The organism is Blautia sp. TM10-2 (genome assembly GCF_003480845.1).
In the GTDB taxonomy this organism is placed as follows: domain Bacteria; phylum Bacillota; class Clostridia; order Lachnospirales; family Lachnospiraceae; genus Fusicatenibacter; species Fusicatenibacter saccharivorans.
In genome coordinates, this window is the sequence record NZ_QUJZ01000002.1 from 87,834 (window position 1) to 103,530 (window position 15,697).

General features: G+C 50.8%; 12 protein-coding genes. All 12 read left to right on the top strand.

The window, feature by feature from the left end:
- The first annotated feature begins 55 nt into the window (after nucleotides 1-55).
- The 12 genes from lepA to glf all read left to right on the top strand — a co-directional run bounded on the left by lepA (nucleotide 56) and on the right by glf (nucleotide 15,610).
- On the top strand, nucleotides 56-1,870 hold the full coding sequence (lepA, locus tag DXD92_RS02440) for a translation elongation factor 4 (RefSeq protein ID WP_022462217.1): 1,815 nt from the start codon (nucleotides 56-58) through the stop codon (nucleotides 1,868-1,870).
- Between the two features lie 88 nt (nucleotides 1,871-1,958).
- Complete coding sequence (gene hemW, locus DXD92_RS02445) at nucleotides 1,959-3,092, top strand: radical SAM family heme chaperone HemW (RefSeq protein ID WP_118639978.1); 1,134 nt, start codon at nucleotides 1,959-1,961, stop codon at nucleotides 3,090-3,092.
- Nucleotides 3,093-3,216: 124 nt separating this feature from the next.
- Nucleotides 3,217-6,045, top strand: coding sequence for an excinuclease ABC subunit UvrA (uvrA, locus tag DXD92_RS02450; protein ID WP_118639979.1), 2,829 nt, complete (start codon nucleotides 3,217-3,219; stop codon nucleotides 6,043-6,045).
- Nucleotides 6,046-6,213: 168 nt separating this feature from the next.
- Nucleotides 6,214-7,212 carry a rod shape-determining protein gene (locus tag DXD92_RS02455; RefSeq protein WP_118639980.1) on the top strand — a complete coding sequence of 333 codons (999 nt, stop codon included), beginning with the start codon at nucleotides 6,214-6,216 and terminating at the stop codon, nucleotides 7,210-7,212.
- A gap of 6 nt (nucleotides 7,213-7,218) precedes the next feature.
- Entirely contained in the window at nucleotides 7,219-9,474 is a 2,256-nt protein-coding gene (recD2, locus tag DXD92_RS02460; protein ID WP_118639981.1) for an SF1B family DNA helicase RecD2, read from the top strand.
- 66 nt (nucleotides 9,475-9,540) lie between these two features.
- The gene (locus DXD92_RS02465) at nucleotides 9,541-10,260 is read left to right on the top strand and encodes a ComF family protein (protein WP_158568322.1); all 720 of its coding nucleotides are present in this window, start codon (nucleotides 9,541-9,543) and stop codon (nucleotides 10,258-10,260) included.
- Nucleotides 10,261-10,349: 89 nt separating this feature from the next.
- Entirely contained in the window at nucleotides 10,350-10,781 is a 432-nt protein-coding gene (locus tag DXD92_RS02470; RefSeq protein WP_117509502.1) for a hypothetical protein, read from the top strand.
- A complete protein-coding gene (locus DXD92_RS02475) occupies nucleotides 10,778-11,956 on the top strand; it encodes a hypothetical protein (protein WP_118639982.1) in 1,179 nt (392 codons plus the stop codon). Before DXD92_RS02470 ends, DXD92_RS02475 begins: the two co-directional genes overlap by 4 nt.
- Before the next feature lie 56 nt (nucleotides 11,957-12,012).
- On the top strand, nucleotides 12,013-12,900 hold the full coding sequence (gene cdaA, locus DXD92_RS02480; protein WP_330410111.1) for a diadenylate cyclase CdaA: 888 nt from the start codon (nucleotides 12,013-12,015) through the stop codon (nucleotides 12,898-12,900).
- Nucleotides 12,897-14,213 carry a CdaR family protein gene (locus tag DXD92_RS02485; RefSeq protein ID WP_158581751.1) on the top strand — a complete coding sequence of 439 codons (1,317 nt, stop codon included), beginning with the start codon at nucleotides 12,897-12,899 and terminating at the stop codon, nucleotides 14,211-14,213. Before cdaA ends, DXD92_RS02485 begins: the two co-directional genes overlap by 4 nt.
- Nucleotides 14,214-14,224: 11 nt before the next feature.
- Nucleotides 14,225-14,497, top strand: a complete 273-nt coding sequence (locus DXD92_RS02490) for an HPr family phosphocarrier protein (RefSeq protein WP_022462230.1) — start codon at nucleotides 14,225-14,227, stop codon at nucleotides 14,495-14,497.
- Between the two features lie 12 nt (nucleotides 14,498-14,509).
- Nucleotides 14,510-15,610 (top strand): UDP-galactopyranose mutase, encoded by a 1,101-nt coding sequence (gene glf / locus DXD92_RS02495; RefSeq protein WP_118639984.1) that lies wholly within the window; start codon nucleotides 14,510-14,512, stop codon nucleotides 15,608-15,610.
- Nucleotides 15,611-15,697: the final 87 nt, after the last annotated feature.

Sequence of the window (15,697 nt, forward strand, 5' to 3'; positions counted from 1 at the left end):
AATAGACATGAGATAAAATTGATATTTAACCCGTGAAAAAGCAGGAGGAAAAAACTTGTCAGGAATAGATCAGAGTAAAATTCGTAATTTTTGTATTATTGCCCATATCGACCATGGAAAATCAACCCTTGCGGACCGTATTATTCAGAAAACAGGCCTTTTGACCGAGCGTGAGATGCAGGATCAGGTGCTGGACAATATGGATCTGGAGCGTGAGCGCGGCATCACGATCAAGGCACAGGCAGTCCGTACCGTATACAAAGCGGCCGACGGCGAGGAGTACATTTTAAACATGATTGACACCCCGGGCCATGTTGACTTCAACTATGAGGTTTCCCGAAGCCTTGCCGCATGCGACGGCGCGCTGCTCGTTGTCGATGCATCGCAGGGTATCGAGGCGCAGACCCTTGCCAACGTCTACCTCGCCCTTGACCATGACCTGGATGTGTTCCCGGTCATCAACAAAGTAGACCTTCCAAGCGCCGAGCCGGACCGTGTAATTGCAGAGATCGAGGATGTCATCGGACTGGAAGCGCAGGATGCTCCGCGGATTTCCGCAAAAACCGGCCTGAACGTGGACGAGGTGCTCGAACAGATCGTACAGAAAATTCCGGCACCGGAAGGTGATCCGACGGAACCGTTAAAAGCACTGATTTTCGACTCTGTTTACGATGCATACCGCGGCGTCATCATTTCCTGCCGTGTAATGGAAGGAAGCGTGAAAAAAGGAACGAGAATCCGCATGATGGCGACAGGCGCTGTCGAGGAAGTTGTCGAGGTCGGCTACTTCGGCGCAGGCCGTCTGATCCCGTGCGATGAGCTCTCCGCCGGAATGGTAGGCTATATCACCGCCAGTATCAAAAACGTGCGCGACACCCGCGTGGGTGATACCGTGACCGATGCCGACCGTCCGTGTGCAGAAGCACTGCCGGGCTACAAAAAAGTCAACCCGATGGTATACTGCGGCATGTACCCGGCCGACGGCGCACAGTACGGCGATCTGCGCGACGCGCTGGAAAAACTGCAGTTAAACGATGCATCCCTCTTCTACGAGCCGGAGACATCGGCAGCACTGGGCTTTGGCTTCCGCTGCGGTTTCCTTGGCCTGCTTCACCTGGAAATTATTCAGGAGCGCCTGGAGCGTGAGTACAATCTGGATCTCGTGACGACCGCACCGAGCGTTATCTATAAGGTTCACAAAACCGACGGAACCGTCATTGACCTGACCAACCCGTCGAATCTGCCGGACCCGTCCGAGATTGATTATATGGAAGAGCCGCTGGTAAAAGCAGAGATTATGGTGACGACCGACTACATCGGACCGATCATGGAGCTCTGCCAGCAGAGACGAGGCCAGTATCAGGGAATGGAATACATGGAGACGACGCGTGCGATGCTTCATTACCATCTCCCGCTGAATGAGATTATCTACGATTTCTTTGATGCTTTAAAATCCCGCTCCAAAGGTTACGCGTCATTCGACTACGAGCTGCTCGGCTATGAGAGAAGCGAGCTTGTAAAACTCGATATCCTCGTCAATAAAGAAGAAGTGGATGCGCTGTCCTTCATCGTATTCGAGGGATCTGCCTACGAGCGCGGAAGAAAGATGTGCGAGAAGCTCAAAGAAGAGATTCCGCGGCAGCTCTTCGAAATCCCGATCCAGGCGGCTGTCGGATCGAAGATTATCGCCAGAGAAACCGTCCGCGCGATGCGCAAAGACGTCCTTGCCAAGTGCTACGGCGGCGATATTTCCCGAAAGAAGAAGCTGCTGGAGAAGCAGAAGGAAGGTAAGAAGCGGATGCGCCAGGTAGGAAACGTGGAGATTCCGCAGAAAGCCTTTATGAGCGTACTGAAACTGGATGAAAATTAAGAAATAAAAATGAGACCGGCCTGTCGGCGCCGCCTGCTGTTGCGGGAGCGCAGGGGCCGGTCTTTCGATCGTACGGAGGAAAAGCAGAATGAATAAAAAAAGAAAACCACTGGAACTCTATGTGCATATCCCGTTCTGCATCCGGAAATGCGCCTACTGTGATTTTGTCTCGGGACCGGGCACGAAAGCAATGCAGAAGGAGTATGAAGAGGCTCTGCTGGCAGAAATCGATGCAGCGGAAGAGACGGCAGAAAGTGAAGTGATTTCCGTCTTTTTCGGCGGCGGGACACCATCCGCAGTGGATGCCGGAATGCTCGCCCGTGTGATGGAAAAACTGCGGAGCAAGTACGTTTTTTCAGAGGATGCTGAGATTACGCTGGAGGCCAATCCGGGAACGCTGGATGCGGAAAAACTGAAATGTTACAGGAAGAGCGGCTTCAACCGGATCAGTATCGGCTGTCAGTCGGTTCACGATGAGGAGCTGAAACGGCTGGGAAGAATCCACACGTTTGCGGAATTTCAGGAGAGTTTTGCACTGGCACGGGATGCCGGGTTTGCGAATATCAACGTGGATCTGATGTCAGGTCTGCCGGAGCAGAGTGAAGAGAAATGGGAAGAGAGTCTTCGGACGATCGCGGAGCTTTCTCCGGAGCACATTTCCGCCTACAGCCTGATCGTGGAGCCGGGAACCCCGTTTGCGGAGCAGAAACTGGATCTGCCGGATGAGGACACAGAACGCGAAATGTATGCCAGAACGGCGGAAATCCTCGCAGAATACAGCTTTTTCCAGTATGAGATTTCCAATTATGCAAAGCCGGGCTTCGCATGCCGCCACAATATCGGCTACTGGAAAAGGACGGATTATCTGGGGTTCGGGCCTTCCGCGGCATCGTTATTCGGAAACCGCCGGTGGACGAACACTGCAGATCGATCTTTGTATCTGAAAGCGTGCGGAGCACTGGAAAAGATCCGTGAGGATGAGGAAATTCTTTCCCGGCAGGATGCCATGGAAGAATTTATGTTTCTCGGCCTTCGAATGACACAAGGGATCTCGACGGCGGAGTTTGAGGAGAAGTTTGGAAAGGAGATCCATGCCGTATACGGCGGGGTTCTGAAGAAATACGAAGCGATGCATCTTTTACAGGAACACAGCGGGCGCCTGGCTCTGACACGCGATGGGATTTCCGTCAGCAATGTGATTCTGGCAGATTTTCTGCTGTAAAAAGATGATAAAGAAATAGAACAAATGTTTGCATAACGCACGGCGGTGTGCTATAATGGGAGAAAACGAGACAAGATTCCTGTCCCTGTCCGGACAGGGATTCCAATTAATAAGAGGAACAGTTATGGCAGAGAAAAAAGAGTTTATCAGAATACGGGGAGCCAGGGAGAACAACCTGAAAGCACTGAATGTCGATATCCCCAGAAACCAGTTTGTTGTATTTACGGGCCTCAGCGGTTCAGGAAAGAGTTCGCTTGCGTTTGACACGATCTATGCGGAGGGCCAGCGGCGGTACATGGAGAGCCTTTCCTCCTACGCGCGCCAGTTCTTAGGACAGATGGAAAAACCGAATGTGGACAGCATCGAAGGCCTGCCGCCTGCTATTTCGATCGATCAGAAATCGACGAACCGGAACCCGCGTTCCACCGTCGGAACCGTGACGGAGATTTACGATTACTTCCGTCTTCTGTACGCGAGAATCGGTATTCCGCACTGCCCGAAGTGCGGAAAAGTCATCAGCCGCCAGTCGGTGGACCAGATGGTCGATCAGATCATGGCACTCCCGGAGCGGACGAAAATCCAGCTTCTCGCGCCGGTTGTGCGCGGCCGCAAGGGAAGACACGAAAAGGTGCTCGAACAGGCAAAACGCAGCGGCTATGTCCGCGTGATGATCGACGGCAGCCAGTATGAGCTGTCCGAGGAGATTACGCTGGATAAGAACCTGAAACACAACATTTCCATTATTGTGGACCGTCTTGTAGTCAAACCGGACATTGAGAAACGTCTGACGGATTCCGTCGAGAACGTACTGGATCTGGCGGACGGCCTTCTGGTGGTCGACACGATGGACGGAAATCAGCTCAACTTCAGCCAGAGCTTTTCCTGCCCGGACTGCGGCATCAGCATGGAGGAGATTGAGCCGAGAAGCTTTTCCTTCAACAACCCGTTCGGCGCCTGCCCGAGCTGTGCCGGCCTTGGCTACAAGATGGAGTTCGACGAGGATCTGATGATTCCGGACAAGACCGTATCCATCGCAGACGGAGCCATCACCGTGCTCGGCTGGCAGTCCTGCACGGACAAATCGAGCTATACGAGAGCCATTCTCGATGCGCTCGCAGAGGAGTACGATTTTTCCCTTTCCACTCCGTTCTGTGAATATCCGAAAAAAATCCACGATATCCTGATTTACGGAACGAACGGAAAATCCGTCAAGGTGCATTACCGCGGTCAGCGCGGCGTCGGTGTGTACGATGTGGCTTTTGAGGGGCTGATCAAAAATGTAGAGCGCCGCTACCGTGAGACCGGATCGGATTCTACAAAACAGGAATACGAAACCTTCATGCGTGTGACCCCGTGCCAGGCGTGCCATGGCCAGCGTCTGAAACCGACGTCGCTTGGTGTGACGGTCGGAGATAAAAATATTTTTGAAGTAACATCCCTTTCCATCGACAATCTGCAGAAGTTTATGCAGAACCTCGAACTCTCCGAACAGCAGCTGCTGATCGGAAAGCAGATTTTAAAAGAGATCCGTGCGCGTGTGAGCTTCCTTGCGGATGTCGGATTAAACTATCTGACCCTGGCGCGTGGAACGGCATCGCTGTCCGGCGGTGAGGCGCAGAGAATCCGTCTGGCAACGCAGATCGGCTCCGGTCTTGTCGGTGTCGCCTATATTCTCGACGAGCCGAGCATCGGTCTTCACCAGAGAGACAACGACAAACTTCTCGCGACGCTGAAACATCTGCGTGACCTCGGAAACAGCCTGATCGTCGTGGAGCACGACGAGGATACGATGCGCGCCGCTGACTGCGTTGTCGATATCGGTCCGGGAGCCGGTGAGCACGGCGGAGAGCTGGTGGCGATCGGAACGGCGGAAGATCTGATGAAAAATCCGAATTCCATCACCGGAAAATACTTAAGCGGAGAGCTGAAAATTCCGGTTCCGTCCGAGCGCAGAAAGCCGACGGGCTGGCTGAAGGTAGTCGGAGCAAAAGAGCACAATCTGAAAAATATCAACGTGAAATTCCCGCTCGGTGTCATGACCTGCGTGACCGGAGTCTCCGGATCGGGAAAGAGTTCCCTTGTCAATGAAATTCTGTACAAACGGCTGGCAAGAGATCTGAACCGTGCGCGGACGATTCCGGGTGCACACAAAGACATCATCGGTATGGAACAGCTCGATAAGGTCATCGCCATCGACCAGTCCCCGATCGGAAGAACACCGCGTTCCAATCCGGCAACGTACACAGGTCTGTTCGATCAGATCCGCGACCTGTTTGCGGCAACGCAGGATGCCAAGGCGCGCGGCTACAAGAAGGGAAGATTCAGTTTTAATGTGAAGGGCGGCCGATGCGAGGCCTGCGGCGGCGACGGTATCCTGAAGATCGAAATGCACTTCCTGCCGGATGTCTATGTGCCGTGTGAGGTCTGCCATGGAAAACGGTACAACCGTGAGACACTGGAAGTCAAATACAAAGGAAAGAGCATCTACGATGTGCTGAATATGACGGTCGAGGAGGCACTGGAATTCTTCAGGCCGGTACCATCGATTTTCCGGAAATTACAGACCCTGTACGATGTCGGCCTTTCCTACATCCGCCTCGGCCAGCCGTCCACCACGCTGTCCGGTGGAGAAGCGCAGCGTATCAAGCTCGCAGCAGAGCTGAGCCGCCGCGGCACGGGAAAAACGATCTACATTCTCGACGAGCCGACGACGGGACTTCATTTTGCGGATGTCCACAAACTGGTGGAGATTCTGCACCGCCTGTCCGAGGGCGGAAATACCGTCGTTGTTATCGAACACAATCTGGATGTCATCAAGACGGCGGACTATATTATTGATATCGGACCGGAGGGCGGAGACGGCGGCGGAACCGTGATTGCGTGCGGAACGCCGGAGGAAGTGGCCAAGAGCCCGGTATCCTACACCGGAAAATATGTCGAAAAATATCTCTAAAAAATCCTTTCCATTTTAAAAGGGATTGTATATAATAAGAAGCGGGTTGGGTTCAGAACACATTCGATCCTTTTGTGTTTCGGGTGTTTTGAACCCGAACTTATTCTATACAAATTTCAAACAGATTAAAATAAAGAAAAATAAAAGAGAACAGGAAAGGGGATTACTATGGCTGCAACGACCGATATCGGAATTGATCTGGGGACGTCCAGCATCCTGGTCTATGCCAAGGGAAAAGGCATTGTATTAAAGGAGCCGTCCGTAGTTGCGTATGATAAAGATGCAGATAAAGTACGGGCAATTGGAGAAGAAGCGCGTCAGATGATTGGACGGACACCGGGCAATATTATGGCGGTCCGGCCCATGCGGCAGGGCGTGATCACGGACTTTCTGATCACCGAGCGCATGCTGCGCTACTTTATCCAGAAGGCAATGGGAAGAAGAGCATTCCGGAAACCGAGAATCAGCGTCTGTGTGCCGTCCGGTGTGACGGAAGTAGAGCGGAAGGCTGTGGAGGAGGCAACGTACCAGGCGGGAGCCCGGGAAGTGCTGATCGTGCCGGAGCCGGTGGCAGCGGCAATCGGATCCGGAATTGACATTACGAAACCATGCGGAAATATGATCGTGGACATCGGCGGAGGCACGACGGATATCGCTGTGATCTCGCTTGCGGGAACCGTTGTTTCTAATTCGGTCAAGATTTCCAGTGAGACATTTGACCAGGATATCATCCGCTATGTACGGAAAACATACAACGTATTTATCGGAGAACAGACCGCAGAGGCAGTGAAAATCCGGATTGGTTCCGCTTATCCGCGGGCCGAGGAGAAAACGATGGAGATCAAGGGAAGAAACGTCATCACCGGACTTCCAGCGACGATTACGGTTTCCTCCGACGAAATCCGAGGTGCCCTTGCCCAGACGACAAACCAGATTGCGGACGCGATCTGTGCCGTGCTGGAAAAAACGCCGCCGGAACTGGCATCCGATGTTTCCGACCGCGGCATTATCCTGACCGGAGGCGGCAGTCTCCTTGCCGGAATGGACGAGCTGATCCAGGAGCGGACCGGCATCAATACCGTGACAGCAGAAAATCCGGCGAGCGTCGTTGCCCTTGGAACCGGCCAGTACCGCGAAGTGATGAATGAATTTGAAAGCCAGTTTTGATAAAAGATGAGTGAAAAAGAAAAAGTAGAAGGCTACGTAGAACACATTATTTTCCGAAATGAGGAGAACGGCTATACCGTCCTGAATCTGAGCATGAAGGGGCGCGAGCTGACATGCGTCGGCACGCTTCCGATGATCGGAGAGGGCGAGCTGATCGAGGCTTCCGGAGATTATATTAAACATGCTGCCTATGGAAAGCAGTTCCGCATTGAATCCTATGAGACGAAAGTTCCACAGGATTCTGTTGCATTGGAGCGGTATCTCGGTTCCGGTGCGATCAAAGGAGTCGGTGCGGCGCTGGCGGCAAGAATTGTGCGCCGCTTCGGTGACGATACGCTTCGGATCATCGAGGAAGAGCCGGAGCGCCTCGCGGAGGTAAAGGGAATCAGCGAGCGGAAAGCGCGTGAAATTGCACAGCAGGTGGCAGAAAAAGCCGAAATGCAGAATGCGATGATTTTCCTCTCGGGATATGGCATTGCACTGAATCTCGGTGCAAAGATTTATCAGCAGTACGGGGACAATGTGTACCGGATTTTAAAGGAAAACCCGTATAAAATGGCGGAAGATATCGCAGGCGTGGGATTTCGGACGGCGGATGAGATTGCCGGAAAAATCGGGATTGCCGTGGACAGCGAATTCCGCATCAAGAGCGGTCTTTCGTATGTGCTGAATCAGGCGACGGCAGAAGGCCATGTCTATCTGCCGGAACCGGTGCTGCTTCGGAGAGGGCAGGAACTTCTCGGCGTAGAACCGGAGCGGATGCAGAAATCTCTGCAGGATATGGCAATCGACAAAAAAGCGGTCATCCGCGAGCTCCCGGCCGAACGGGAAGGGGATGAGCCGCTGCGGATTGTGTACGCCAGCCAGTATTATTATCTGGAACTGAGTACGGCGCGCATGCTGCATGAGCTGAATATTACATGCGAGGAAGACCGTGAGGCAATCGAAAAGCGGATCGGAAAGATCGAGAAAAAATATCAGATCGAGCTGGATGAGATGCAGAAGACGGCAGTCGTTGAGGCGGCATACAGCGGTCTTATGATCCTGACCGGAGGTCCCGGAACCGGAAAAACGACGACCATCAATGCGATGATCCATTATTTTGAGGCAGAAGGCCTCGACATTTTCCTGGCAGCGCCGACCGGAAGAGCGGCGAAACGAATGACAGAGGCAACTGGCTGTGAGGCATGCACGATCCATCGTCTTCTGGAACTGACGGGAAATGTGGATGATTCCTCGGCAAATGTGCATTTTGAGCGGAACGCAGATAATCCGCTCAACGCGGATGTCATCATCATTGATGAGATGTCGATGGTTGATATCCACCTGATGCATGCCCTTCTTTCCGCGATTGTGCCGGGAACAAGGCTGATCCTGGTGGGAGACCAGAACCAGCTTCCAAGTGTCGGCCCGGGCAGTGTCCTCCGGGATCTGATCCGTTCGGAATGCTTTCCGATTGTCTGCCTGACGCACATTTTCCGGCAGGCATCCCAGAGCGATATTGTTGTCAATGCACATAAGATCCATAATGGGGAAGAGGTTATACTGGACAATAAGAGCAAAGATTTCTTCTTTTTGAAACGGTACGATGTCAACGTGATCTGGAAAGTGCTGGTGACGCTGGTGTCCCAGAAACTGCCGCGTTATGTGGATGCCCGCCCGCAGGATATCCAGATTCTGACTCCGATGCGGAAAGGTGCACTCGGCGTGGAAAATCTGAATCAGATTCTGCAGAAATACCTGAACCCGCCCGCACCGGACAAAGCCGAGCGGGAAAATGGAGGTAATATCCTCCGCGAGGGCGACAAGGTCATGCAGATCCGCAACAATTACCAGATGGAGTGGGAAATCCGCGGCATCAACGGAATCGTGGCGGAGCGCGGTATGGGTGTATTCAACGGAGACCTCGGCATGATCCGGAGTATCAACCCGTATACCGAGGTGATCACCGTGGAGTTTGAGGAAGGAAAATTCGCAGACTATACGTTCAAACAGGCGGACGAGCTGGAGCTCGCCTACGCCACAACGATACATAAAGCGCAGGGAAGCGAGTACCCGGCGGTTGTGATTCCGCTGCTCGGCGGCCCGCGCATGCTGATGACGCGGAATCTTCTGTATACGGCCGTGACGAGAGCCAGAAAGTGCGTCACCATCGTCGGAAGTGATGTGACATTCCAGGCAATGATCGGAAATCATATCGAGGCGAACCGGTATACAACGCTCGCCAGAAGAATCTGGGAAATGCAGGAAGAAAACGCGTAAACACGTTTTTCCGGGGCATGGATGCGGCTGCATCCGGCAGAGTGGATAAGGGAAAGCGCAGGTTACATGAAAGAAAAAAATAAAACAGGAAACTGGCTTTTAAACGCAGTTTATCCGAGACGATGTCCCATCTGTGACGGACTGCTGTCACGTGAGGAACTGTATCTATGCCGGAATTGTGTGGAAAAGATCCATCCGATTCTGGGTGCGCGGTGCAAAAAATGCGGGAAACCCGTGGGCAGTGAGGAAGAGTTCTGCCGGGACTGCAGCAGAACGAGACACAGCTTCGACCGCGGTTTTGCGCCGTACGGTTACCACGGGGAACTTGAGGCTTCCCTGATGCGGTTCAAATATCATGAACGGCAGGAATACGCTGGATTTTATGCTCACGCGGCGTTTTTCTATGTGGGAAAGCAGATCCAGAGAAGAAATCCGGAGGTGCTCGTTCCGGTGCCGCTTCATCCGGCGAGACAGCGGCAGCGCGGCTACAATCAGGCGGAGGTATTTGCAGAAAAGCTGGCAGAAGAAATGGAACTTCCCATGAATGCCCGCCTGATCCGCCGTGTGAAAAAAACAAAACGCCAGAAAGAGCTTAGTCCCGCCGAGCGGCGGAAAAACCTGGAGGGAGCTTTTGCATTGGCAAAGCCGGGACAGATGAAATACTGCCGGATTCTTCTGGTAGATGACATTTACACAACGGGAAGCACGGTTGATGCCATTGCGTCACTGTTGAAAGTGAATGGAGCAGAACAGGTGGATTTTGTTTGTGCGGCAATTGTAAAATAGTGTGTGAATATTTTGAGAATAGCTTTCCAATATCGGAAACATATGGTAAAATAAACATAATTTAGAACGGGAAGAGGAGACCAAGAGGCATGTTGGACGAAAAAAGGATTCGTCAGATGACAAAACTGGCTTTTTTTGAAAAAAAAGAAGAAAAAAATGCCTTACGAATCGGCCGCTATTTTCGGAGTGATTACATCGGAAAAGAGCTTCTGAAAAATTTTTTTCTGGCTTCCATCGGATACATTCTGGTACTTGCGGTTGCAGTCTTATATCATATTGAATGGTTGGTGGACGAGATAGACACAATCGACCTGCAGTTTGCAGCAGGGTGTCTGATCGCGTCCTATCTGTGTTTTCTGGCAGTCTATTCCATTGCCGTGTATGTGATCAGCACGATCCGTTACCAGGGAGCACAGAAAAAGCTGAAATGGTATGGAAAAGAGCTGGATGACCTGCAGAACATATATGAGGAACAGGAAAAAAGCGGGAAGAAATCCGGGCGCAGGAGGAAGGAAACATGACAGTATTGATCGAACTGAAAGAAAAATTAAAAGAGTTTTACGGCTCCTGCAGCGGAATCGTACTTCCGATTGTGAAATTTCTGCTCGCTCTTGCTGTATTTCGTGGTATTAATTCCAATCTCGGCTATCTGAAGATGCTGAACAGCATGTATGTGGTATTGATTCTGTCACTGATCTGCGCCATCCTGCCATTGAATGGAATGGTTTTCCTTGCAATGCTGGTGATCATCGGTCACTGCTTTGCACTTCACATGGTAGTCGCGGGTCTTGCGGCGCTGGTTCTGCTGGTGCTCTGGTTTCTATATCTTCGCTTTGTGCCGAAGGATGCGCCGGCACTCCTTTTGACACCGCTCGCATTCTGGCTTCACGTGCCATCTGCCGTTCCGGTTGCCTATGGTCTTGCCGGCACGCCGCTCTCTGCATTTTCAGCAGCCTGCGGTGTCGTTGTCTACTATATGTGCGACATGATTCACGGAAAAATGGAGCCGCTGCTTCATGCGGCGGAAGCACCGGAGATCACGGCAGTCGTACAGGAATTTTTCAACGGCCTCTTCCGCAATGAGGAAATGCTGCTGGTTCTGATCGCCTGCGCACTGACCGTACTTCTTGTCAATGCAATCCGCCACAGCAGTGCGGACTATGCATGGCAGATTTCCATTGTGGCAGGTTCGGTTGCCTATGCGGTTATTATGATTGCCGGAAGCCTGGCACTGGATGTACAGATTGCACTCCCGATGGTTCTGATCGGGGCGGCGGCCGGCTGTCTGGTTGGATTTGTTCTGGAGTTTTTCCTGTTCGGTGCAGACTACACCCGGACAGAATACCTGGAATATGATGACGACGATTATTATTACTACGTAAAAGCCGTTCCAAAATTCAATGTGACAAAGGCACAGCGCTGTGTGACTTATATTCGGAATGAAAAGAAAAAAGAACCGGATCTGACAGACGAGGAACTCGATGCTCTGGCAAATCTTGGACATACAGAAGAATCCGGGAACAGCAGGGATCTTGATGAGATCGAGGAAAAAGAAGAAATAGAAGAAATAAACGAAACAGAAGAAATAAACGAAACAGAAGAAATTCAGGAAGAAGAAATTCCGCCGCTGGACGAGGGCGATTATCAGGATGTGGATTATAAGAGCATGCTGGAGGACACCTTAAAGGATCTTTAAAAGAATTTTGAAAATCAGAAGAAAACCGGCCGTGGGAAAAGAAAGGAAGTGACAGTGTGCGTGGCGTGTGGAACTGGATTGTCACAAGAACGGCAGACTACGGGCTGCCAAAACAAATTGAACTGATTGATATTGTGCAGATTCTGCTCATTGCATTTTTCGTCTATCACCTGATCCGCTGGCTGCAGAATACAAAGGCCTATACGCTGATGAAAGGTATTTTTCTGATTGGTGTCTTTGTCATCATTGCAAACGTGCTGAAAATGCAGACGATTCTGTGGCTGTTCGGAAACATCGGCGGGGCGGCGATCACAGCGGTTGTAATTATCTTTCAGCCGGAGCTTCGAAGAGTGGTCGAGCAGATTGGAGAAAAGAATCCGCTGTCTGCCATTTCTTTTGCGAGCGGCCAGGAGGAAAATGAACGGTTCAGTGACAAAACCATCAATGAACTGGTAAGGGCCAGTTTTGAAATGGGAGAAGTAAAGACCGGAGCGCTGATCGTCATCGAAAAGACCATCACCCTGGAGGAATATGAAAAGACCGGAATCCCGATTGACGGCGTTCTGACCAGCCAGCTGCTGATCAATATTTTCGAACACAATACGCCGCTGCACGACGGAGCCGTGATTGTACGGAACAACCGTGTCACGGCAGCAACATGTTACCTGCCGCTGTCCGACAACATGGATCTGAACAAGAATCTTGGAACACGCCACCGTGCAGGTGTCGGCATCAGTGAGGTGACGGATTCCTTTACGATTATTGTCTCCGAGGAAACCGGAAATGTGTCGTATGCTTCCGGCGGAGAACTCCACACGGCAGTAACACCGAGCGACCTTCGGGAGCAGCTTCACAAAATCCAGAAGCTCGCGAAAAAACCGGAAGAGAAGAAAGGATGGCATATCCGTGGAATGCGTCAGAAAGTGGAGGGAGAGAAGAAATGAAAAAGAAAATTCTGAAAAAGCTTCTGAACAATCTCCCTTTGAAAATTCTTTCTATCCTGATTGCCATTGTAATCTGGTACGTTGTGGTCAGTGTGAATGACCCGATTGTGAAAGAGCGCTTTGATGTCCCCGTGCAGGTGACCAATGAAGCCTACATCGCAGCCGGAAAGAAAACATACCAGATTGCGGAGGAATACCAGACGGTCACGGTTACTGTCACGGACAACAACTCGGTTGTCAGCCGGCTGAAAGCATCGGATATCACTGTCACGGCCGATCTGACCCAGATTGTGACGATGGATACAAACCCGGTTTATGTGCCGATCAAGGCAGCGTGCTCCATGGTAAAACAGGAAAAACTGAGCACAGTGACAGCAACGATCCCTGTGGAAATCGAGGATGTGGACAGCGAAAAATTCCCGATCACAATTGACGCAGGAAATACGAAACCGGCAAAAGATTACGAAGTGGGAACGATGACTTCCGATCCGGAGAGCATCACCATTTCCGGCCCGACGTCCCTGATCAATAAGATCAGCAGTGTGGTGGCAAAAGTAGATGTAACCAATATGCGGAATTCCGGAACCGTCACGGCGGATCTGATGATTATTGATAAAAACCAGGATGAGATGCCGGAATCCCAGATGGAATTTTTGAATTTCGACAGCGGCTCCCCGCAGGTGGATGTGGATATTGAACTGTGGCGCCGTGTATCCGGTATTAAGCTGAGTGCACTGTACAGCGGAACTCCGGCAGACGGCTATCAGATTAAAAATATCTATACCACACCGGAGGAAATCACCGTTGCCGGATCCGATGAGGCACTTGCAAAGCTGGCGGATGAAGGCAATACGATTGAAATTCCGGAAGACTATACCTCCGTTGCAGGACAGCGCTCCGATGTGGAGACGACGGTTGACTTAAGCGATGTTCTCGCCGATGTGACAGATCTGAAAGTATCTTCCAGTTCGTCTGCATCCGTTACCGTTCACGTAACGGTTATGCCGAATGAGAGCAGGGAATTTGAACTTGATGTCGATCAGATCGAGACGGGCAATCTTCAGTCCACTTATACCGTTCTGTATGATCAGACACAGCTTGCAATCCGCATTAAAGCATCGGACAAAAATCTGGCCAAATTAGATACTTCCCAGATCAACGCATCCATAGATCTGAATGGAATGGGTGTCGGGGATTACGAGGTACCGGTAAAAATCACACTGCCGGATGGCTATGAGCTCGTAGACAGTGTCAAGACAACGATTCATATCAAAGAAAAAGCAGTAGCAAATAAAACGACAGGAACAAATTAGGAGGGAAACCAATGGTAAGCGGAAAAGTGACCGTGAAAAATCCAACCGGCCTTCATCTTCGCCCGGCCGGAACCCTGTGCAAACAGGCGATGCAGTTTAAATCATCTATTACATTCCACTACGGAGATGGAAATACAGCAAATGCAAAGAGCGTCTTAAGCGTCCTTGGCGCATGCGTCAAATGCGGAGACGAAATTGAGCTGTTCTGCGAGGGAGAGGACGAGGAGGAAGCTCTGCAGTTCCTTGTCAATTCCATCCGGACGGGACTTGGGGAAGAACTGTAAGGAGAAAGAACAATGAAGAAATATGATTATGTTCTGGTTGGCGCCGGTCTGTATTCCGGAGTGATTGCTTATCTTGCCGGTCAGACAGGGAAAAGCTGTCTTGTACTGGAACGAAGAGATCATACAGGCGGAAATATTTACTGCGAAGAAATCGATGGAATTCATGTACACAAGTATGGAGCGCATATTTTCCATACTTCGAATAAAGAGGTGTGGCAGTTTGTCAATTCGCTGGCAGAATTCAACCGTTATACAAACTCGCCGATTGCCAACTACAAAGGCGAAATTTATAATATGCCGTTCAATATGAATACCTTCAGTAAAATGTGGGGAATCCGCACACCGGAAGAGGCGAAAACAATCATCGAAGAGCAGAGAAAAGCTGTTCCGGGAGAGCCGAAAAATCTGGAAGAGCAGGCGATCAAACTGGTTGGAAAAGATATTTATAAAAAGCTGGTTAAGGGTTATACAGAAAAGCAGTGGGGAAGAGACTGCAGTGAGCTGCCGAGCTTTATCATCAAACGGCTTCCGGTGCGCTTTACGTATGACAACAACTATTTCAATGACCTTTATCAGGGAATTCCGATTGGAGGCTATAACGTTCTGACAGAGCGGCTTTTTGAAAAAGCGGATGTACAGACAGGTATTGATTTTCTGGAAGATAAAGAAAAGTACCTGGCGATGGGTGAGACGGTGATTTACACCGGAGCGATTGATGCGTTTTACGATTATGCACTTGGCAAGCTGGAATACCGTACGGTGCGCTTTGAAACAGAAGTGCTGGATACCGACAATTATCAGGGCGTAGCTGTAGTAAACTACACCGATCGGGAGACACCGTATACGCGTGTGATCGAACACAAGCATTTCGAATTCGGAACCCAGAAAAAGACCGTCATTTCCAGAGAGTATTCCACCGACTGGAAAGAGGGGATGGAGCCGTACTACCCGGTGAATGATGCCAGAAACCAGGAACTTTATCAGAAATATGCCGCACTTGCGGAAAAAGAAGAGAAGGTTATCTTTGGCGGAAGACTTGGAGAATACAAGTATTACGATATGGACAAAGTCATTGAGGCTGCACTGAACCAGTGGGAGAAAATGCAGCGGTAGGAAAAAAACTGCAAACGGAAATCAATCAAAACGGACTGCACACTTGACAGCAGTCCGTTTTTTGACTATATTATAAACGATATCCGG